Consider the following 20,735-nt stretch of genomic DNA (forward strand, 5'->3'; position numbering starts at 1 on the left):
CCTGGCCTTCCTCCTGTTCCAGGCCTGTCTCCTGGTCATCTACTACGCCGACATCGGCCGGACCGCCCAGGTCACCCTGGGGGCGGTCGTCCTGGGCCTTCTCATGCCCTTCCTGGGGACGGTGAACGGCTACTATCTGGAGGTGGCCACCCAGGTGGGGATCTTCGTGGCGCTGGCGCTGGGCCTGAACATCGTGGTGGGTCTGGCGGGGCTGCTGGACCTGGGCTACGTGGCCTTCTACGCCGTGGGCGCTTACCTGTGGGCCATCTTCGGCTCCCGGCAGGCGGCGGAGATCTTCACCAGCGCCGCCTCGGCCTTCCCGTTGTCGCCGGCCTGGTTCTTCGTCTTCATGATCCTGGGGGTTCTGGTGGCGGCGATGACCGGCATCCTCCTGGGGCTCCCGGTCCTTCGCCTCCGCGGGGACTACCTGGCCATCGTGACCCTCGGGTTCGGGGAGGTCGTCCGGGTCCTGGCGAACAACCTGGACAAGCCGATCAACATCACCAACGGCCCCAAGGGGATCACCCCCATCCAGCGCCCGCCCTTGTTCTTCCAGCCGGTCCTGCAAACGCTGGGGCTCGAGGCCAGCCCCTACGTCCTGTACCCTCTTTACTTCTATTTCCTGGTCCTGCTGGTGGTGGTGACGGTCACGCTGGTGACCCAGCGACTGGACGACTCCCACATCGGCCGGGCGTGGACGGCGATCCGGGAGGACGAGCTGGCAGCGGTCAGCATGGGGATCCCCCTGGTCCGGATGAAGCTTCTGGCCTTCGCCTGCGGGGCATCCTTCGCAGGGGTCATGGGGGTCCTCTTCGCCTCCAAACAGTTCTTCATCAATCCCGAGTCCTTCACCTTCCTGGAATCCATCGGCGTCCTGGCCATGATTATCCTGGGGGGGATGGGGAGCATCCCGGGGGCCATCCTGGGGGCCACGATCGTGACGGTCCTGAACCTGCAGGTGCTCAAGGGGATCTCCCTCTGGCTGAACGAGCTCCGAAGCGCCGGGACCGAGATCTGGATCCCCCTGGTCGGCTCCTTTCCCCTGGCCAGCCTCCCGACCCAGCTGGAGCCCGCCAAGTACGAGCGAATGGTCTTCGGGGTGATCCTGGTCCTCATGATGATCTACCGCCCCCAGGGGATCCTCCCGTCGCGGCGCCGCCGCCGCGAGCTAAGCCCCGGCGGCAACGAGGTAAGCGGTGCTTGAGGCCCGGAAGGTCACCAAGCGCTTCGGGGGCCTGGTGGCGATCAGCGATGTGGACTTCGCCCTGGAGCCCGGGACGATCGCCAGCATCATCGGGCCCAACGGCGCGGGGAAGACCACGTTCTTTAACGTCCTGACCGGGATCTACACGCCGGAAGGGGGAAGCATCGCCTTCGAGGGGCGGTCGCTCCTGGGCCTCCGGCCGGACCAGATCACCGCCCTGGGGGTCTGCCGGACCTTCCAGAACATCCGTCTCTTCGCCGAGATGTCGGTCATCGAGAACGTGCTGGTGGGGATGCACAGCCGCATCCCCCTGGGTCTGGCCGACGTGCTGGTCCGCAACGGGCGCTTCCACCGGCAGGAGGATCGGGCCTGGCGGCGGGCCCAGGAGATCCTTTCGACCGTGGGGCTGGCCGGGAAGGAGGAGGAGCTGGCGAAGAACCTCCCCTACGGGGACCAGCGCCGGCTGGAGATCGCCCGGGCGCTCGCCTCCGGCCCCAAGCTCTTGCTCCTGGACGAGCCCACGGCGGGGATGAGCCACGGGGAGGCGGTGGTCCTCATGGGGCTCCTGCGTCGGTTCATCAACGAGTTCCACCTTACGATCCTCCTCATCGAGCACAACATGCGCGTGGTCATGGAGGTCTCGGACCGAGTGACGGTGCTGGACTACGGGGTGAAGATCGCCGAAGGGCTGCCGCGAGAGGTTCAGAACGACCCTCGGGTCATCGAGGCCTACCTGGGGCGGCGGCGCTGGGGCACGGGGGCGGAGAAGGGGGCGCAGGCCCGTGCTTGAGGTGGACAACCTCCACGTCTACTACGGGAAGATTCACGCCCTGAAGGGGATCTCCCTGGAGGTCAAGGAGGGAGAGATCGTTGCCGTGCTGGGCAACAACGGCGCCGGGAAGACCACCACCCTGAAGACGGTTTCTGGCCTCCTCCGTCCCCGGGAGGGGGCCATCCGCCTGACGGGGGAGGTGCTCAACGCGCTCCCGCCTCACGAGATCGTCGAGCGGGGCATCGCCCATGTCCCCGAAGGTCGGCGGATCTTCAAGCGGCTGACCGTGCTGGAGAACCTGGAGATGGGCGCTTACGCCCGCCGGGACGGCGGGGTGGCCGCCGACCTGGAGCGGGTCTACGCGTTGTTCCCCCGGCTGAAGGAGCGGCGGGAGCAGGTGGCCGGGACCCTCTCCGGCGGGGAGCAGCAGATGCTGGCCATCGCCCGGGCCTTGATGGCGCGGCCGAAGCTCCTCCTCCTGGACGAACCCTCCATGGGGCTGGCCCCCATCCTCCTGGAGCAGATTTTTGACACCATTCTGGACATCAATCGCCAGGGGACGACGATCCTGCTCGTGGAGCAGAACGCCTATATGGCCCTGTCGATCGCCGGGCGGGGGTACGTGATGGAGACCGGCGGGATCGTCCTCGAGGACACGGCCCAAGGGCTCCTCAGCAACGAAGACATCCGTCGGGCCTACCTGGGTGAGCAGGCGTAGGACTTAATGCTCTCTATTATTATAGTTTCTGTAAGTAGCTTCAATATATGCTATTAAACAGGATAGCTGAAAGAGGACTCCAGGGGCCCTCTACCTGGGGCTCCATAGATTTCGGAGGTATCTTGTGGTACTTTCGGACTATGCGCGAGGCTGACGCCCCCCCCGCCCCCCCCGTTTCACCCCCGGCTATGGTCCGCCTGGAGCACATCCTCGACAAGGTCCAGACCTACGCGCCGGATACGGACCTGACGCCCATTCAGCGGGCCTACGTTTTCGCCGCCAAAGCGCATCGCGGGCAGGAACGCCGGTCCGGGGAACCCTACCTCTCGCACCCCCTTGCCGTCGCGGAGATCCTGGCGGACCTTCGCCTGGATGTGAGCAGCATTGCGGCCGGGCTCCTGCACGACGCGGCGGAGGACACGCGCGCCACCATCGAGGAGATCCGCGATCTCTTCGGGGACGAGGTGGCAGGCCTCGTGGATGGGGTCACCAAGATCAGCAAGCTCCCCTTCGCCACCCGCGAGGACCGGCAGGCCGACTCCTTCCGCAAGATGCTGCTGGCCATGTCCCGGGACATCCGGGTCATCCTGATCAAGTTCGCCGACCGGCTGCACAACATGCGGACGCTCGACCCCCTCCCGGAAGCGAAGCAGCAGGGCATCGCCCGGGAGACCCTCGACATCTACGCCCCCCTGGCCAACCGCCTGGGGATCGCCCGGATCAAGGGGGAGCTGGAAGATCTGGCCCTCCGCTACCTCGACCCGGAGGCCTACCGCAACCTCCAGGGCCGGGTCGCGAAGAAACGGGCGGAGCGGGAGGGGGAGATCAACGAGGTGATCGCCATCCTGAAGGGCCGCCTGGCCGAGGTGGGGATCCGGGCCGAGATCACCGGCCGGCCCAAGCACGTCTACAGCATCTACAAGAAAATGCAGAACCAGGGCAAGGACTTCGACGAAATTTACGACCTCACCGCCGTCCGGGCCCTCACGGCCAGCGTGAAGGACTGCTACGGCGCCCTCGGGATCGTCCACACCCTCTGGAAGCCGATCCCGGGCCGCTTCAAGGACTTCATCGCCGTCCCCAAATCGAACGGCTACCAGTCCCTCCACACGACCGTGATCGGCCCACGGGGGGAGCCGGTGGAGATTCAGATCCGCACCCTCGACATGCACACCACGGCGGAGGAGGGGATCGCGGCCCACTGGGCCTACAAGGAGGGAAAGGCCCACCTGGACCCAGCCGACAAGAGCTTCGTCTGGCTCCGGCAGCTCCTGGACTGGGAGCGGGATCTGAAGGATCCCCGGGAGTTCATGGACACGGTCCGGGTGGACCTCTTCCCGGACGAGGTGTACGTCTTTACCCCCAAGGGGGACGTGAAGGCCTTCCCCCGCGGCGCCACGCCCGTGGACTTCGCGTTCGGTATCCACACCGACATCGGGCTCCACTGCGCCGGGGCCAAGGTGAACGGCCGGATCGTCCCCCTCCGCTACGAGCTCCAGAACGGGGACATCGTCGAGATTGTCACCTCCCCGCAGCAGCACCCGAGCAAAGACTGGCTGAAGATCGTCCACACCCCGCGGGCTCGGGGCCGGATCCGAGCCTGGCTGAAGAACACGGAGCGGACGCGGAGTGTCACGCTGGGGCGGGAGTTCCTGGAGCGGGAGATCCGGAAGCTCGGGAAGAGCCCGGCTCAGCTCCTGACCTCCGAGGGGTTGGCCCTGGTCGTGGAGCGGTACGGGCTGGGGACGGTCGAGGAGTTCCTGGCCTCGGTCGGCTACGGGAAGATCTCCCCCCGGCAGGCGGTGGGGAAGCTCCTGCCGGAGGAGGAGCAGGCCCTGGCGGAGGCCGAGGCGGCAAAGGAACGGGAGCCCCGCGAGCGCCGGGCGACTCCCCGGGTCACCGATGAGGGGATCCGGATCGAGGGGGTGGATGACATCCTGGTCCGGTTCGGCAAGTGCTGCACGCCGCTCCCGGGCGACGAGATCGTGGGCTTCATCACCCGGGGGCGGGGCGTCACCATTCACACCGCGGACTGCCCCAACGCGGACGGGCTCACCTACGATCCGGCCCGGCGGATCCGGGTGGAGTGGGCCGAGCAACAGAAGACCCCACACCAGGTGAAGGTTCTGGTCACCATCGGGCAGGATCGGCCGGGGCTGCTCGCCGACATTTCGTCCGCGATCTCTTCCACCAACGTCAACATTGCCCAGGCGGAGATCCGCGTGACGGAAGAGCGGAAGGGGGTCAACACCTTCGTCCTGGAGGTGACGGACCTGAAACAGCTGCAGGCCGCGATGCAGGCGGTCCGGAAGGTGACCGGGGTGGTGGGGGTGGAGCGGATCCGGGGGAGCTAGCGCCGGGCCAACTGACGTCGCCTCACTTCGGTCTCGGTCGTCAGCGGTCCGGAGCGTACGAACTGCGTACGCCTCCGGCCGCCTCCTCCCTCGGGCCTCGTGATGCGCGTCATTTGGCCCGGCACCCCAGCCGTCGGGTGAGCACGAGGCAAAATTCGTTGGGGGTTAGCTCGCCTTGGCCACCCGGCCGGACCGCAGGCAGCGGGTGCAGACGGCGATGGTGCGGGTCGCGCCCCCGACCCTGGCCCGGACCCGCTGGATGTTCGGATACTGCCGCCGCTTACTCACGTTGTGGGCGTGGCTGATCTGGTGGCCGACGATCGGTCCCTTCCCGCAGAGTTCACACCGGGTCGTTCCCACCGCATCTCCCTCCTGATGGGTCACGCCAGACCGCCCAGGCATCATAGGGAACGTCCACCGGGAAGGCAAGCCCTTTTTGCCCTCTCTACCTCCGTCCGGCACCTCCCGGGCGTGGGGCCGAAGCGGGCTGCCCTGCTCGGCCGCCTCGGTATTCGCACCGTGGGAGACGCCTTGCGGTTCCCCCCGCTCCGGTACGAGTTACGCCAACTCGTCCCGCTCGGCGCCGCCCGTCCCGGGCAACCGGTCACCCTCGCCGGCCGCCTCGAGCGGGTGCGGGTCACCCGGAGCCGGGACGGGACCGTCACCTGCGAGGCCCTCTTCTCCGACGAGACCGCCCGGGCGATCATCCGGTGGTTCCACCAGCCGTACCTGGCCCGCCGCCTCCCGCGGGGGGTCCGGGTGCTTCTCACCGGGACGCTGGCCCCCGCGTACCCCCTTGCCCTCGCCAATCCCGAATGGGAGGTGTTGGAGCCGGCGGAAGTCGTGGACGGGCGTCCGGCCCTGGTGCCGATCTACCCGGGGACGGAGGGGCTCCCCCGGCGCTGGTTCCGAAAGCTCCTCGCGTCCCTCGCGGAGGGGAGCGCCGAGGCGGTCGAGGAGATTCTCCCGGGAGCAGTCCTGGCCGCCCGGAACCTGCTTTCCCTTCCCCGCGCCCTCCGCGCCCTGCACCTGCCCGACTCGCTCGAGGAGGCGGCCGCCGCCCGCAGCCGCCTGGCGTATGAAGAGCTCTTCCTCCTGGCTCTCGGCCTGGCCCTCCGGCGCGAAGAGGTGGTGCGCCTCCCCGCCCTCCCGCTTCGCGCGGATCCGGGGCGGGAAGCCCCGGTGCGCGGGGCGCTTCCCTTCGCGCTTACGGCAGCCCAGGAGCGGGCGGTGAAGGAAATCACGGCCGACCTCGCCCGCGACCGTCCGATGCACCGGCTTCTCCACGGCGAGGTCGGATCCGGGAAAACGGTGGTGGCCCTGCTGGCTGCCCTTCGGGCCGTCGCCGCCGGCGCGCAGGCGGCCCTCATCGCCCCCACCGATCTGCTCGCGGAGCAGCTCGCCGGGCGGGCGGTGGAGACCCTGGCCCCCGCCGGGATTCGGGTGGCCCTCCTCCGGGCCGGGCAACGGGGACCCGAGCGCCGGTCTGCCCTCGAGGGGCTCGCGACCGGGGCCATCGGGGTGGCGGTGGGGACGCACGCGCTGCTGGAGGCGGATGTCCGCTTCGCCCGCCTGGGCCTTGCCATCGTGGACGAGCAGCATCGGTTCGGCGTGCTGCAGCGGCTCAGCCTGACGGCCAAGGGTCCCCACCCCCACCTGCTGGTGATGAGCGCCACGCCGATCCCCCGCACCCTGGCGCTCAGCCTCTACGGGGATCTGGACCTGACCGCCCTCGAAGCGCTCCCCCAGGGCCGCCGCCCCGTCGCCGCGGAGATTCTCCCTGCGGAACGGCGCCCGGAGGCCGCGGTCCGGATCCGGGCGGAAGTGGCCCGAGGTCATGCCGCGTACGTGGTCTGCCCGCAGATCGAGCCCGGCGAGGCGGGGGAGGCGCAGGCAGCCGCTGCGGCAGAGGTTCACCTGGCCGCGCTGCGGAAGGGCGCTCTCAACGGGCTGCGCCTGGGCCTCCTGCACGGGAGGCTCCGCCCGGCCGAACGGGAGGCCACCATGCGCGCCTTCCGCGAGGGGGGCCTGGACGTCCTGGTGGCGACGACCGTGGTGGAGGTGGGGGTGGATGTGGCCCGCGCGACCGTCATGGTGGTGGAGGGGGCCGATCGGTTCGGCCTCGCCCAGCTCCACCAGCTCCGGGGCCGCGTCGGGCGCGGAGCGGAGCCGGGCGTCTGTTACCTCATCCCGAGCCCGATCCCCACGGAGAAGGGGCTGGCCCGCCTCCAGGCCCTGCTCACGGCCAAGGACGGTTTTGCCGTGGCAGAGGCCGACCTCGCCCTGCGGGGCGAGGGGGACCTGCTGGGGACGCGCCAGGCCGGTCTCCCCCCCCTGGCCTTCGGGTCGGTGAGCGACCCCCTGCTCCTCAAGGCCGCCCGGGAGGATGCCGCGGCCGTGGCGAAGGAGGGGGCGGCCCTCGACCCTGACGTCCGGGCACGGCTGCTCCTCGCCCTCCGGACGCGCTGGGCCGGGGCACTCGCCCCCCTCCGGAGCGGGTGATGCGGGGGTCCATCCGCATCGTGGGCGGAGCCTGGCGGGGGCGGCGCCTGCGCGTCCCCTCGGGCCTCGACCTCCGGCCGACCTCCGAGCTGCTGCGCGAGGCCCTGTTCGACATCCTTGGGGCCCGGGTGAAGGGAGCCGATGTGCTCGACCTGTACGCGGGGACGGGGGCGCTCGCCCTCGAGGCGCTGAGCCGTGGGGCGGCCACCGCGACCCTGGTGGAGGTGAATCCCGCCTATCTGCGAGCGGCCCGGGCCAACGCGGAGGCTCTGGCGTGCCGGGATCGCTGCCGCTTCCTCCGCATGGAGGGAGTCGCGGCCCTGGGAGCGCTGGGCCGCCGGCGCCGACGGTTTCACCTCATCCTGGCCGATCCGCCCTACGGGAGCGATTTGGCCGAGGCAACGGCGCGGGCCGTGGGCCGGCACGGACTCCTCCTCCCCGAAGGGTTCCTGGTCCTGGAAGTCTCCTCCCGCCTCGTCCTCCCCGAGCGGCTTCCCCCCCTCGCCTGCGCGCGCGCCCGGCGCCACGGCGACAGCACGCTCCTGTTCTATGCGGAGGAGCCTGCCGTGGCCCGAAGCACCTGAATTTCCTTGCAGAAGCGGCTCCCTTCCTTTATGGTGAGGGACGCCATGGCCGCCGTCGCCATTTACCCCGGGACGTTCGATCCGTTCACCAATGGCCACCTGGACATCCTCCAGCGCGCCCGCCGCCTTTTTGCCGAGGTGCTGGTCGCGGTCGCCGCCAAGCCCGAGAAGTCCCCGCTGTTCACCGCGGAGGAACGGATGGCCATCGTCCGGGACGCCACCCGGGACCTGCCGGGGGTCCGGATCGCCGCTTTCGACACTCTCCTGGTGGACTACGCCCGTGCCCAGGGGGCGAGGGTCATCATCCGCGGGCTCCGGGCGGTCTCCGACTTCGAGTACGAGTTCCAGATGGCCCTGATGAACCGCCGCCTGGCGGAGACCGTGGAAACGGTCTTCCTGATGCCCCACGAGGCCTACAGCTACCTCAGCTCCCGCCTGGTGAAGGAGATCGCCCTGCTGGGGGGGGCGGTGAGCGGCCTGGTCCCCGCCCTCGCGGAGAAGATGCTGGCAGAGAAGCTTCGGGCAGGGCGGGGTCGGGCCACGGGCCGGCGCCGCGTGGGCCGGGGGTAGGGAGGATCACGCGCATGCGCCTGGCCGTCCGCACGGCAGCGTTCAGCCCATCCCCCACGCTCGCGATCACGGCGCGGGCGAAGCGGATGCGGGCCGAGGGCATCGACGTCCTGAGCTTCGGGGCGGGAGAGCCCGACTTCGACACCCCCGAGCACATCAAGGCCGCGGCGATCCAGGCGCTGAAGGAGGGATTCACCAAGTACACGGCCACGGCCGGCATCGACGAGCTGAAGGACGCCGTCTGCCTGAAGCTGAAGCGGGACAACGGGGTGGAGTACCGGCGGGAGCATGTCATGGTGTCCTGCGGGGCGAAACACACCCTGTACAACCTCTGCATGGTCCTCTTCCAGGAGGGGGACGAGGTCCTGGTTCCGGCTCCCTACTGGGTCTCGTACCCGGAACAGATCCGGCTGGCCGGCGCCGTTCCCATCCTCGTCCCGACGGCGGAGTCGGACGGCTTCCGCGTCCGGGCGGAGCAGCTTCAGGCCGCCTGCACGGAGCGGACGGCCGGCCTGATCCTGAACAGCCCCTGCAACCCGACGGGGGCGGTGCTGGACCGGAGGGACCTGGAGGCCATCGCCGCGTTCGCCGTCGCCCGCCAGTTGACCGTGATCAGCGACGAGACCTACGAGGCGCTCACGTACGACGGGCGGGAGGCGGTGAGCATCGCCGCCCTGGGCGAAGAGGTGAAGCGGCGGACGGTCGTGGTGAACTCCCTCTCCAAGGCTTATGCGATGACCGGATGGCGGGTCGGGTACGCGGCGGGGCCGGTCGAGGTCATTCGGGCCATGGACACCTTCCAGAGCCAGGTGACCTCGAACCCGACCTCTATCGCCCAGCGGGCGGCGGTGGCAGCCCTCACGGGCCCCCAGGACTGCGTCCGCGCAATGCGGGCCGCCTTCGCCCAGCGCCGCGACGCCATCGTGGGTGCCCTGAACGGGCTGGCCGGGGTCTCTTGCGTCCTCCCCGGGGGGGCCTTCTACGCCTTCCCGAACGTGTCGGGCTGCCTCGGGCGGCGAGCCGGCGGGCGTCCCTTGCGAACCTCGGCGGACCTGGCGGAATTCCTCCTGGACGAGGCCAAAATCGCCGTCGTGCCGGGGGCGGAGTTCGGGAGCGACCTGCACCTCCGCCTTTCCTACGCGGCCTCGATGGAGACCATCCTGGAGGGGGTGAACCGGATGGGCGCGGCCCTCCGGCAGCTCCGCTGAGTCCTGGCGCATCTCCGCACCCGGCGTTCTGAAGCCATCGAAGTTCGAGAAGGAGAGAGAAGCCATGAGACGATGCGTGCGTCCACTTATCCCCTGCCTGCTGGCCGGTGTTCTCACCGTAGCGGCCCCCGCGCCGTCGGCCCTGGCCGCCTCCACCTTCGTCATGGGGGCCCAGGGAGAGCCGGTCTGCCTTGATCCGGCCATCATCACCGACGGGATCTCGGGCAAGGTCACCAACCAGATCTTCGAAGGCCTGACCAAGTACAAGGGCGCGACCACCGAGGTCGTCCCCGCCCTCGCCGAGCGCTGGGAGGTGAGCGCCGACGGGACCGTCTGGACGTTTACGCTCCGGAAGAACGCGAAGTTCCACGACGGGACCCCCTTCGACGCGAAGGCGGTGGTCTGGAACTTCGAGCGCTGGCGCTTCACCAAGCACCCCCAGCACGAGAACCAGCTCAAGGCGGGGCAGACCTTCGAGTACTACGAGGGCCAGTTCGGCGGCTTCGACGATCAGAGCCTCATCACGAAGGTGGAAGCGGTCAACCCCGCGACGGTCCGGTTCACGCTGAAGGACCCCCAGGGCCCCTTCCTGGCAAACCTCGCCATGTTTACCTTCGTCCTCGCCAGCCCGGCGGCCATCGAGAAGTGGGGGACAGAGTCGTGCAAGCACCCGGTGGGGACCGGGCCCTTCCGATTCGTGGAGTGGAAGCCCAACCAGGAGGTGATCCTCGAGGCGAACCCGGCCTACCGGGACAAGCCGGCTGCGGCAAAGGTCCAGCGGGTCGTCATCCGGAACATCAAGGATTCCTCGCAGCGCCTGGCCGCGCTGAAGGCCGGCGAGATCCATGGGATGGAGGGGCTGAATCCCGATGACGTACGGGTGGTCCGGGCGGACCCGAATCTCCAGATCCTGCTCCGGCCCACCAACACGACCGGATACGTCGCGTTCAACTACAAGGTGAAGGAGTTCCAGGACAAGCGGGTCCGGATGGCGGTCGCGCACGCCATCAACAAACAGGGGATCGTGAGCGCGCTCTACGGCGGGACCGGGCTGGCGGCGAACCAGTTCCAGCCGCCGCCCCTCTGGGGGTACAACAAGGAGCTGAAGGACTCCCCGTACAGCGGGGACCGGGCTCGCGCCCTCCTGAGGGAGGCCGGCTTCGCCCAGGGCCTCCAGGAGATCACCTGGGAGGATGGCCGGAAGGAGCCGCTCGCGTTCTGGTACATGCCGGTCTCCCGGCCCTACTATCCGAACCCGAAGGAGATCGCCGAGGCGATCGCGGCGGACCTGGCCAAGGCGGGGATCACGGTCAAGCTGCAGACGATCGACTGGTCCGCCTACCTGGACAAGCGGAAGAAGGGGGAACTCCCTCTCTACATGCTCGGGTGGACCGGGGATAACGGGGACCCCGATAACTTCGTCTGCTATTTCTTCTGCAGCCCCGGCGCCTCCCGGGAGGGGTTCTACAGCAACAAGGACCTGGCAGAGGTTCTCCTCCAGGCGCAGCGGCTGACGGACCAGGGGAAGCGGGCCGCGCTCTACCGGAAGGCCGAGCAGATGATCCACGACGACGTGGCCCGGATCTTCATCGCGAACAACCAGCCCCCGCTCGCCTTCTCGAAGAAGGTGAAGGGGTACGTGCCGAACCCGACCAACACCGAGTACTTCAATACCGTCCAGGTGGAGTAGGGCGGAGCGGAGCCGACGGGGACGGGGACGCGGTGGGCGCCTATGCGGTCAAGCGGTTCCTGACCATCCTCCCCGTCCTCGTCGGGATCTCGCTCCTGGTCTTCAGCTTCATCCACCTGATCCCGGGCGACCCCGCGGTCGCGATGCTCGGCGAGCGGGCCACGCCCGAGCGCGTCGCGGCTGTCCGCGCCCAGCTGGGGCTCGACGAGCCCCTCTACCGGCAGTACTTCATCTACCTGGGCAAGGTCGCCCAGGGGGACCTGGGGATCTCCATCATCCGGGGAGACCCGGTCCTGGCCGATCTGGTGCATCGCTTCCCGGCGACGGTGGAGCTGGCCCTTTCCGCCATCCTCCTCGCTCTGGCCGTCGGCATCCCGGTTGGGATCGTCTCCGCGGTCTGGCGGAACTCCCTCTTCGATGGGGTGTCCCGGCTGGTGGCGCTCACCGGCGTTTCCATGCCCATCTTCTGGCTCGGCCTCATGCTGGCCTGGTTCTTTGGCGTCGAGCTCGGGTGGCTCCCCACCGGTTTCCGTCTCGACACCGACGTCGTCATTGCGCCGGTGACGAACTTTTATCTCCTCGATAGTCTGCTGACCTGGAACCCGCCGGCGCTCCGCTCGACCCTCCGCCACCTGATCCTGCCCGCGGCCGCTCTGGGCACGATCCCGCTGGCCATCATCGCGCGGATGACCCGGGCGAGCCTGCTCGAGGTGCTCTCCCAGGACTATATCCGGACCGCCGAGGCGAAGGGCCTTCCCCAGCGCGCGGTGGTCCTCCGCCATGCGATGCGGAACGCGCTCCTCCCCATCCTCACCGTGATCGGGCTCCAGGTGGGGCATCTGCTGGCCGGGGCGATCCTGACCGAGACCATCTTCTCCTGGCCGGGGATCGGGCTCTGGGTCTACGAGGCGATCCAGGCACGCGATTACCCCATCGTCCAGGGAGCGACCCTGTTCATTGGGACCGTCTTCGTTCTCGTGAACCTTGGCACGGATCTGTTCTATGCCGTCGTCGATCCCCGCATCGCGTACGATTGAGCTCGTTCTCGCCCCCCCTGCCGCACGGGGGCGGACGCCGCTCCAGGAGGCCTGGAGGCGGCTCATCGCCAACCCGGTAGCCCGGGGGGGGCTCGTGATCGTGGTAGTCGTGGCCACGCTCGCGATCTTGACCCCCCTCCTGCACCTCTACCGGCCCGAGGTGGATTCCGATCTCCTGATGCGCCTCCAGCCGCCGACCTGGGAGCATCCCTTCGGGACCGACACGCTCGGGCGGGACATCCTGGTCCGGGTCCTGCACGGGGCCCGGGTCTCCCTCGGCCTCGGCCTGGGCTCGGTGGCGGTGGCGGCGGTGGCCGGCTCCCTCCTCGGCCTCCTGGCGGGCTACGCCGGGCGTTGGGTGGACCTCGCCCTCATGTTCTGCATGGACATCCTCCTCGCCTTCCCGGCCACCCTCCTGGCGATCGCCATCGTGGCGATGATTGGCCCCGGCCTCCGGAACTCGCTTATCGCGATCAGCCTCGTGTCCATCCCGTTCTACGCCCGGATCGCCCGGGGGGCCGTCCTCTCCCTGAAGGAGCAGGAGTTCGTCGTCGCCGCCGAGGGTCTGGGCGGGAGCGACCTCCGGATCGTGTTCCGGCACCTCCTCCCGAACGCCCTGCCCCCGCTCATGGTGCAGACGACGCTCGGGATCGCCTTCGCCGTCCTCGAGGCGGCGGCGCTGGGATTCCTCGGTCTGGGGGCCCAGCCCCCCACCCCCGAGTGGGGGGCGATGCTGGCCGACAGCTACAAGTACTTCACCAGCGGGGCCTGGTGGGCCTTCTTCTTCCCGGGGGCGGCGATCATGGTCTCCGTCCTCGGCTTCAACCTCCTGGGCGATGGCCTGCGGGACGCCCTGGACCCCAGGCTGCGCGCGTAGGGGAAGAGTGGCGGGGAGCAGACGCATGAGACGCGCGATCGGGGCAGGATGGACCCCGGCTGTCCTGGCCGTGGGGCTGGTGCTGGGAGTGGCGCTCCCTGCGGGCGGGGAGAGCCCCCGTCGGGGCGGGGCCTATCAGTTTTCGCTGGGCCCTTCGGATCCCCCCTCGCTGGACCCGGCGCACGTGACCGACACGACCTCCCACGCGGTCGTCTCGGAGCTCTTCGACGGCCTCGTGGAGTTCGACCCGCAGATGCGGGTCCGCCCGGCCATCGCGGAGCGCTGGGAGATTGCGGCGGACGGCCGGACCTACCGGTTCTTCCTCCGGAAGGGTGTCCGGTTCCAGAACGGGCGGGAAGTCAGCGCGGAGGATTTCCGGTACAGCTTCCTCCGGGTCCTGGACCCGAAGACGAAGTCGGAACGGACCTGGATCCTGGACAGACTGGAGGGGGCCACGGACTTTCTGGGGGGGAAAACCGCAGATGTCCAGGGGATCCGAGTCCGGGACCGGTACACCCTGGAGCTGCGCCTGGGGGAGCGCTTCCCGCCCTTCCTGGCCCTCCTGGCCTACCCGGCGGCCATGGTGGTGCCCCGGGAAGCGGTGGAGCAGGCGGGCGCCGATTTCTCTACGCGTCCTGTCGGGACGGGCCCCTTCCGCCTGACGGAGTGGCGGCGGGATGACCGGCTAGTCCTCACGGCGAACCCCGACTACTTCCGGGGGCGCCCGCACCTGGATCGGATCGTCTTCCGGATCATCCCCGAGGACTTGACCCGTCTCCAGGAGTTCAAGGCCGGAACCCTCCACCACAGCGACGTGCCGGCGGGGCTCTATCAGTCCATCGTGGCGGACCCGGCCCTGCGGGGGCGGCTGCACTCCCAGTCCATCCTGGGGATCCAGGCCGTTCGTTTGAACGTGGAGGTCCCGCCGTTCGCCGGGAACCGGAAACTCCGCCAGGCCTTCAATCACGCCGTGGACAAGGAGGCCTTCGCCCGGGTCATCATGGAGGGGCGGGTGAAGCCCGCCGCCGGCATCCTCCCCCCGGGGATGCCCGGCTACAGCGGGGGTCTGGCCGGGTATCCCTTCGACCGGGCCCGGGCGGGGCAGCTCCTCGCGGAGGCGGGCTTTCCGGAGGGAAAGGGACTCCCCCCGCTTGCGCTCCACTACAACACAAGCCTGACCAACCGGCGGCTCGCCGAGTTCGTCCAGGCGCAGCTCGCCGAGGTCGGGGTGAAGGTCGAGCTCGCCGCTCTCGACTGGCCGGCCTACCTCAAGCTGGTGGACGCCGGGCAGACCCAGATGCACCGCATGGGCTGGATCGCCGATTACCCGGATCCGGAGAACTTCCTGACCGTCCTCTTCCACAGCAGGAACATCGGGGCCCGCGGGAACACCAGCCGCTACCGGAACCCGGAGGTGGACGCCCTGCTGGATCGCGCGGACCGGACCATGGGCGAGGCGGAGCGGGTCCGCCTCTACCAGCAGGCCGAGCGGCGGATCGTCGAGGATGCGCCCTGGATTTTCCTGAACTATTACAGCACCGACCTCCTGGTTCACCCCGCGGTCCGGAACCTCCTGGAGCAGCTCTCCCCGATGGATTCCTCGCCCACCGTCAGCCTGGTGCAGATGCGCCTGGTCTGGCTCGCGGAGTGATGCATGGGGCTCCTTCCCTTCGCCGTCCGCCGGGCGCTCCAGCTCATCCCGGTCCTCCTGGGCCTCACGCTCATCGTCTTCGCCCTGCAGGCTGTTGCGTTGGGGGATCCGGTGCGGGCCGCCATGGGGCAGCGGGGGGACCCCGAGGCGATCGCCCGCATCCGGGCCGACTACGGCCTGGACGCCCCCCTCTGGGTCCAGTACGGACGGTACCTCGGCCGGCTCCTCCGAGGGGACCTGGGGCGCTCTTTTCGCCAGCAGGTGCCCGTGGCTGACCTGATCGTCGAGCGCCTCCCGGCCACCGTGCGCCTGGCGGTCGCCGCCATGGGCCTCGCCGCACTGCTGGGAGTGGCGGCCGGGGTCGCCTCCGCCGTCACGCACGGCCGGATGCTGGACGCCGCCATCATGACCGTGGCCCTCCTGGGGATCTCCACCCCGGTCTTCTGGCTCGGCATGATTCTCATCCTCCTCTTTGCCGTGACGCTCGGTTGGTTCCCGATTTCGGGGTACGGGGACGGAGACTGGCGCCACCTGGTCCTGCCCGCCCTCGCCCTCGGGGCGCTGCACGTCGGCTACATCGCCCGGATGACCCGCGGGAGCCTCCTCGAGGTCCTCCGGGAGGATTACCTCCGGACCGCCCGGGCCAAAGGGCTCCGGGAAGGGGTGGTTCTCCTCAAGCACGGGCTGCGCAATGCGAGCCTCCCCATCCTCACCCTCATGGGCATCGGGATCGGAGACCTGCTGGTGGGCGCACCCCTGACCGAGACCGTCTTCGCCTGGCCGGGCCTCGGCCGCCTGCTGGTGACGGCGGTGGCGAACCGCGACCTCCCCGTGGTCCTGGGGGCCACCCTCCTCTTCGCCCTCATCTATGTGGCGGCGAACTTTCTGGTCGATTGCTGTTACGTGCTGGCGGATCCCCGCATCCGGCTGGCGGGGGAGAGGCGGTGAGGCGGGAGGGGAGGGGAGGGCTGCTGCAGCACCGGGGGGCGCTGGCCGGCAGCATCCTGGTCCTCGGGGTCCTGGCGGCCGCCCTGCTGGCACCGGTCCTCGCCCCCTACGATCCGGCCCGCGTGCCGAGCGACCTGGCCAGCCGAAGCCTCCGTCCCCCGGGGCGGGAGCACTGGCTGGGCACCGATCTCCTCGGGCGGGACCTGCTCAGCCGGATCCTGCACGGGTCCCGGGTCTCGCTCCTGGTGGGGTTCGCGGTGGCGCTCCTCACCGGTGCGGTGGGGACGGCAGTCGGCTTGCTCGCCGGGTTTTACGCTGGTAAGATAGACGCCGTTTTCATGCGGGTCACCGATGCGGTGATGGCTTTCCCCACGCTGGTCCTGGCGATCGCGGCCGTAGCGGTCCTGGACCGGCCGGGACTGGTCGCGATCATCCTGGTCCTCACGGCCGTCCAGTGGACGACGGTGGCTCGCTTGATCCGGGGAGCGGTGCTGACCCTTCGGGAGCGGGAGTTCGTGGCGGCGGCCCACGCGCTCGGGGCGCGCGATCTCCGGATTCTGGCGCGGCACCTCCTCCCGAACTGCCTCGCCCCCCTGTTGGTTTCGACCACCTTCGGGGTGGCCAGCAACATCCTGGCTGAGGCGGGGCTCTCCTTCCTGGGGCTGGGAGTCCAGCCCCCCGCGGTGAGCTGGGGCTCCCTCCTTTCTGAAGGAGCGGTCTACCTTACCGTAAAACCCTGGCTGGTGATTTTCCCCGGCCTGGCGATCACCCTGACCGTTCTCGGGTGCAATCTCACCGGCGATGGCCTCCGGGACCTCCTGGAGCCGCGCCTGAGCCGCTAACCAATGGGACCCGCTGGCAGCAACAGCGACCTCCTGCGCATCGAGAACCTCCAGACCTATTTCTTCACCGATGCGGGCATCGTGCGGGCGGTGGACGGGGTCTCCCTGCGGATCGCGCCGGGGGAGACGCTCGGGGTGGTGGGAGAGTCGGGGTGCGGGAAGACCGTGACGGCCCTCTCCATCCTCCGGTTGGTGCCGGATCCCCCGGGGCGGATCGTGGGGGGCCGGATCATCTTCGAGGGAACGGAGCTCCTCGGGCTGGACTCCGAGCGGATGCGGAAGATGCGGGGGAGCGCCATCTCCATGATCTTCCAGGAGCCCATGACGTCCCTGAACCCGGTCTTCACGGTAGGGGACCAGATCGCCGAGGGGGTCCGGCTCCACCAGGGGCTCTCCCGCCGGGCGGCCTGGGACCGCGCGGTGGAGATGCTCCGGCTGGTGCAGATTCCCGACCCGGACCGCCGCGCGCGGGAGTACCCGCACCAGCTTTCGGGGGGGATGCGCCAGCGGGTCATGATCGCCATGGCCCTCGCGTGCGGGCCGCGGCTCCTCATCGCCGATGAGCCCACGACCGCCCTGGACGTCACCATCCAGGCGCAGATCCTCGAGCTCCTCGTCCGGCTGAAGGAGGAACTGGGGATGGCGGTCATGCTGATCACCCACGACCTGGGGGTCATCGCCGACACGGCCCAGCGCGTCGTCGTGATGTACGCCGGGCGGGTGGTGGAGGAGGCGCCCGTCCGGGACCTCTTCGCGAACCCGAGACACCCCTACACCCAGGGGCTCCTCGCCTCGATCCCGACGCTGGAGAAGGGAGCGGGGGGCCGCAAGCGCCTGCAGGCGATCCCCGGGCTGGTCCCGAGCCTCCTCGAACTCCCGCGCGGGTGCCGGTTCAGCGACCGATGCCCGCTGGCGGTCCCCGAGTGCCGGACGGGGGAGCCGGAGCTCCGGGCCGTCAGCCCAGAGCACCGTGCCCGCTGCATCTTCGCCTGAGGGCCCGGGAGAATGATGGACGCGCCGCTCCTCGCCGTCACCGACCTGAAGAAGTACTTCCGAGTCCGCCGGGGCCTCCTCTGGGGGCAGGCCGGCCTCGTGCGGGCGGTGGACGGGGTCTCCTTCAGCCTCCGGAAGGGCGAGACGCTCGGGTTGGTGGGCGAGTCGGGCTGCGGCAAGTCCACGACCGGCCGCTGCATCCTGCGCCTCCTGGACCCGACGGCGGGGAAGGTGGTCTTCGACGGCGTCTCCGTCTTCGACGCTAGTCGGGAGGAGATGCGGCGCCTCCGCCGCCAGATGCAGATCATTTTCCAGGACCCGTACTCCTCGCTGAACCCGCGCATGTCGGTGGAGCAGATCGTGGGGGAGGGGATGGTCATCCACCGGCTGGCGCGGGGGGCGGAGCGGCGGGACCGGATCGCGGACCTCCTGCGCAAGGTGGGCCTGAGTCCCGACCACATGAAGCGGTATCCCCACGAGTTCTCCGGCGGCCAGCGCCAGCGGATCGGGATCGCCCGGGCGCTGGCGGTGAGCCCCTCCCTCATCATCGCCGATGAGCCCATCTCGGCCCTGGACGTTTCCATCCAGGCCCAGGTCCTGAACCTCCTCCAGGACCTCCAGGAGGAATTCGGTCTCACCTACCTCTTCATCGCGCACGACCTGCGCGTCGTGGAGCACATCAGCGACCACGTTGCCGTCATGTACCTGGGCCAGATCGTGGAGCTGGCCGAGAGCCGGGAGCTGTACCGGAACCCGCTCCACCCGTACACGCAGGCGCTCCTGTCGGCGATCCCGATCCCCGATCCGACGGTCAAGCGGGAGCGGATTCTCCTCGCGGGGGACCCTCCGAGCCCCCTCCACCCCCCCAGCGGGTGCCGTTTCCATACCCGCTGTCCCAAGCGGTTCGAGCCCTGCGACCGGCAAGAGCCGGTCCTCCGGGAGGTGCAGCGAGGCCACTGGGTCTCCTGCCACCTGTACTGATCATGCCGACGTTTCACATCGTCACGTTCGGATGCCAGGCCAACGAGGCGGACTCGGAGCGGATGGCCGGGGCGCTCCTCGCCGCCGGGTACCGGGAGGCGCCCTCGGCCGAGGAGGCGGACCTCATCCTCCTGAACACGTGCAGCATCCGGGAAAAGGCAGAGCAGAAGGTCTACAGCCTCCTGGGCAGGTATCAGGCCCTCAAGCGCGAGCGCCCCCACGTGAAGATCGGGCTCACAGGATGCCTCGGGCAGCTCACGGGGGCGGCCCTCCAGCGCCGCTTCCCGAGCCTTGACCTCGTTCTGGGGACGGGGCAGATGCTGAAGGTGCCGGCGCTCCTCCTGGAGCGGCCCGGCCTCCCGGTCAGCCTGCGGCCGACCGAGCCCATGCCCACCTACGTGGGAACGCCCCCGCCCCTGCGGCAGAGCCGGGTCAGCGCGTTCGTGAACATCATGGAGGGGTGCAATTACTTCTGCACCTTTTGCGTGGTCCCCTACACCCGGGGGCGGGAGCGGAGCCGTCCGGTCGCGGATGTCCTGGCGGAGGTGGAGGACCTCCTGCGAGAGGGCTACCAGGAAGTGACCCTGCTCGGGCAGACCGTGAACGCCTACGGGAAGACGCTCCAGCCCCGGACCACCTTCGCTGCGCTCCTCCGGCAGATCGACGCGCTCGCCGGGGGGCACCTACGGATCCGGTTCACGTCTCCGCACCCGCGGGAAGTGACCCCCGACCTCTACGCGGCCATGGCCGAGTGCCGGGGGGTCTGCGAGCACCTGCACCTGCCCGTTCAGTCGGGCTCGGACCGCGTCCTCGCGCGGATGCGGCGGCTCTACACCAGGACCCAGTACCTGGAGGTGGTCCGGTGCCTCCGGGAGGCGGTTCCCGACGTGGCGGTGAGCACCGACCTGATCGTCGGCTTCCCCGGGGAGACGGAGGAGGACCACCGTCAGACGCTCGAGCTCCTGCAGGGAGTCCAGTACGACAGCCTGTTCGCCTTCTGCTACTCCCCCCGTCCCCATACGCCGGCGGGGGAGTACCCGGACCAGCTCCCGGAGCCGGTCAAGCGGGAGCGGCTCGCCGAGGTTTTTGCCCTCCAGGCGGGAATCGCCCTGGAGAAGAACCGGGCGCGCATCGGGCGAGTCGAGGAGGTCCTCGTGGAGCGGGGGCCGAGCGAAAAGGAGGGAAGCCTGGCGTCGGGCCGGACCCGACAGAACAAGTGGGTCCACTTTGCCGCGGAGTGTCCCGATGTGAGAACAAAGATAAGTACAGATATTACAGAGGCTTACACCTATTACCTTAAGGGGAAGCATCACCAAGGGCTGCTGTCGGTAAGTCCTTGGAAAGACAGGGATTCCTGGCGCAAAGGTGACGGGAAAAATGCGGAAAACTCTTGACAAAGAAAAATCGAGCACTTATGATCCGCGCGGTTAACCAGTTTCCCATGACATCCGGACTGAGGGCTGAGCAGGGACAACCGCATCGCTAGGCCAGGACACGGGCCAATACGAAGGGAGGAGAGGGCCAGCCCATGGCAAACCTCACGCCCCAAGCGAAGCGCCTGATCATACTTGGCCTGGTCGGGATTGTCCTTGTCGGGGGCGGCGTCGTGGTCAACAACTTCCTTCTCGCGCCATCCCCACCGCCTCCCGCGGCTCCCATTCGCCCGGTCCTGCCCCCTCCGCGCCCGCCCGCGGCTAGCCCCGCACCGGCGCCACAGGCCGCTCCGGCACCGGCCCCGAGACCCCAGGCCGCCGTCCCGTCTCCAGGCCTGGGGATGCCCCCGGCTCCGGCGGCGCCGGAGGCC

Annotated in this window: 18 protein-coding genes; 17 read left to right on the forward strand and 1 reads right to left on the reverse strand. The window is 69.3% G+C overall.

What is annotated here, in order from left to right; all coding sequences use genetic code 11:
• From VGT06_12310 to VGT06_12325, 4 genes are all read left to right on the forward strand, one after another.
• Window positions 1-1,204 (forward strand): branched-chain amino acid ABC transporter permease (locus VGT06_12310; GenBank protein ID HEV8663902.1); only part of this gene is annotated, 1,204 nt, incomplete at its 5' end.
• Window positions 1,197-1,994: an ABC transporter ATP-binding protein gene (locus VGT06_12315; protein ID HEV8663903.1), complete on the forward strand. Its 798-nt coding sequence runs from the start codon at window positions 1,197-1,199 to the stop codon at window positions 1,992-1,994. The genes VGT06_12310 and VGT06_12315, both read left to right, overlap by 8 nt.
• On the forward strand, window positions 1,987-2,694 hold the full coding sequence (locus VGT06_12320) for an ABC transporter ATP-binding protein (protein ID HEV8663904.1): 708 nt from the start codon (window positions 1,987-1,989) through the stop codon (window positions 2,692-2,694). The genes VGT06_12315 and VGT06_12320 overlap by 8 nt, the downstream gene beginning before the upstream one ends.
• A 188-nt stretch (window positions 2,695-2,882) precedes the next feature.
• A complete protein-coding gene (locus VGT06_12325; GenBank protein HEV8663905.1) occupies window positions 2,883-5,048 on the forward strand; it encodes a bifunctional (p)ppGpp synthetase/guanosine-3',5'-bis(diphosphate) 3'-pyrophosphohydrolase in 2,166 nt (721 codons plus the stop codon).
• Window positions 5,049-5,213: 165 nt separating this feature from the next.
• On the opposite strand, the gene rpmB is transcribed toward VGT06_12325, so the two are convergent.
• Window positions 5,214-5,408 (reverse strand): 50S ribosomal protein L28, encoded by a 195-nt coding sequence (gene rpmB / locus VGT06_12330; GenBank protein HEV8663906.1) that lies wholly within the window; start codon window positions 5,406-5,408, stop codon window positions 5,214-5,216.
• 15 nt (window positions 5,409-5,423) lie between these two features.
• Here rpmB and recG point away from each other — a divergent pair, with 15 nt between their 5' ends.
• From recG to miaB, 13 genes are all read left to right on the forward strand, one after another.
• A complete protein-coding gene (gene recG, locus VGT06_12335) occupies window positions 5,424-7,550 on the forward strand; it encodes an ATP-dependent DNA helicase RecG (GenBank protein ID HEV8663907.1) in 2,127 nt (708 codons plus the stop codon).
• Window positions 7,550-8,134, forward strand: a complete 585-nt coding sequence (rsmD, locus tag VGT06_12340) for a 16S rRNA (guanine(966)-N(2))-methyltransferase RsmD (protein HEV8663908.1) — start codon at window positions 7,550-7,552, stop codon at window positions 8,132-8,134. The genes recG and rsmD overlap by 1 nt, the downstream gene beginning before the upstream one ends.
• A gap of 45 nt (window positions 8,135-8,179) precedes the next feature.
• Complete coding sequence (gene coaD / locus VGT06_12345) at window positions 8,180-8,704, forward strand: pantetheine-phosphate adenylyltransferase (protein ID HEV8663909.1); 525 nt, start codon at window positions 8,180-8,182, stop codon at window positions 8,702-8,704.
• A 14-nt stretch (window positions 8,705-8,718) separates the two neighbouring features.
• Complete coding sequence (locus tag VGT06_12350; GenBank protein ID HEV8663910.1) at window positions 8,719-9,912, forward strand: pyridoxal phosphate-dependent aminotransferase; 1,194 nt, start codon at window positions 8,719-8,721, stop codon at window positions 9,910-9,912.
• 64 nt (window positions 9,913-9,976) lie between these two features.
• Window positions 9,977-11,602: an ABC transporter substrate-binding protein gene (locus VGT06_12355; protein ID HEV8663911.1), complete on the forward strand. Its 1,626-nt coding sequence runs from the start codon at window positions 9,977-9,979 to the stop codon at window positions 11,600-11,602.
• A gap of 32 nt (window positions 11,603-11,634) precedes the next feature.
• Window positions 11,635-12,639 carry an ABC transporter permease gene (locus VGT06_12360; protein ID HEV8663912.1) on the forward strand — a complete coding sequence of 335 codons (1,005 nt, stop codon included), beginning with the start codon at window positions 11,635-11,637 and terminating at the stop codon, window positions 12,637-12,639.
• A complete protein-coding gene (locus VGT06_12365) occupies window positions 12,605-13,516 on the forward strand; it encodes an ABC transporter permease (protein HEV8663913.1) in 912 nt (303 codons plus the stop codon). Before VGT06_12360 ends, VGT06_12365 begins: the two co-directional genes overlap by 35 nt.
• A 25-nt stretch (window positions 13,517-13,541) precedes the next feature.
• On the forward strand, window positions 13,542-15,167 hold the full coding sequence (locus tag VGT06_12370; GenBank protein HEV8663914.1) for an ABC transporter substrate-binding protein: 1,626 nt from the start codon (window positions 13,542-13,544) through the stop codon (window positions 15,165-15,167).
• 3 nt (window positions 15,168-15,170) lie between these two features.
• Window positions 15,171-16,115: an ABC transporter permease gene (locus VGT06_12375; GenBank protein ID HEV8663915.1), complete on the forward strand. Its 945-nt coding sequence runs from the start codon at window positions 15,171-15,173 to the stop codon at window positions 16,113-16,115.
• Window positions 16,112-16,957, forward strand: coding sequence for an ABC transporter permease (locus VGT06_12380; protein HEV8663916.1), 846 nt, complete (start codon window positions 16,112-16,114; stop codon window positions 16,955-16,957). Before VGT06_12375 ends, VGT06_12380 begins: the two co-directional genes overlap by 4 nt.
• 3 nt (window positions 16,958-16,960) lie before the next feature.
• Window positions 16,961-17,950, forward strand: coding sequence for an ABC transporter ATP-binding protein (locus VGT06_12385; protein HEV8663917.1), 990 nt, complete (start codon window positions 16,961-16,963; stop codon window positions 17,948-17,950).
• Between the two features lie 15 nt (window positions 17,951-17,965).
• Window positions 17,966-18,931, forward strand: a complete 966-nt coding sequence (locus tag VGT06_12390) for a dipeptide ABC transporter ATP-binding protein (protein ID HEV8663918.1) — start codon at window positions 17,966-17,968, stop codon at window positions 18,929-18,931.
• Between the two features lie 2 nt (window positions 18,932-18,933).
• Window positions 18,934-20,325 (forward strand): tRNA (N6-isopentenyl adenosine(37)-C2)-methylthiotransferase MiaB, encoded by a 1,392-nt coding sequence (gene miaB / locus VGT06_12395; protein HEV8663919.1) that lies wholly within the window; start codon window positions 18,934-18,936, stop codon window positions 20,323-20,325.
• The last annotated feature ends 410 nt before the right edge of the window (window positions 20,326-20,735 follow it).

Origin of the sequence: Candidatus Methylomirabilis sp. (assembly GCA_036000645.1) — a bacterium.
In the GTDB taxonomy this organism is placed as follows: domain Bacteria; phylum Methylomirabilota; class Methylomirabilia; order Methylomirabilales; family JACPAU01; genus JACPAU01.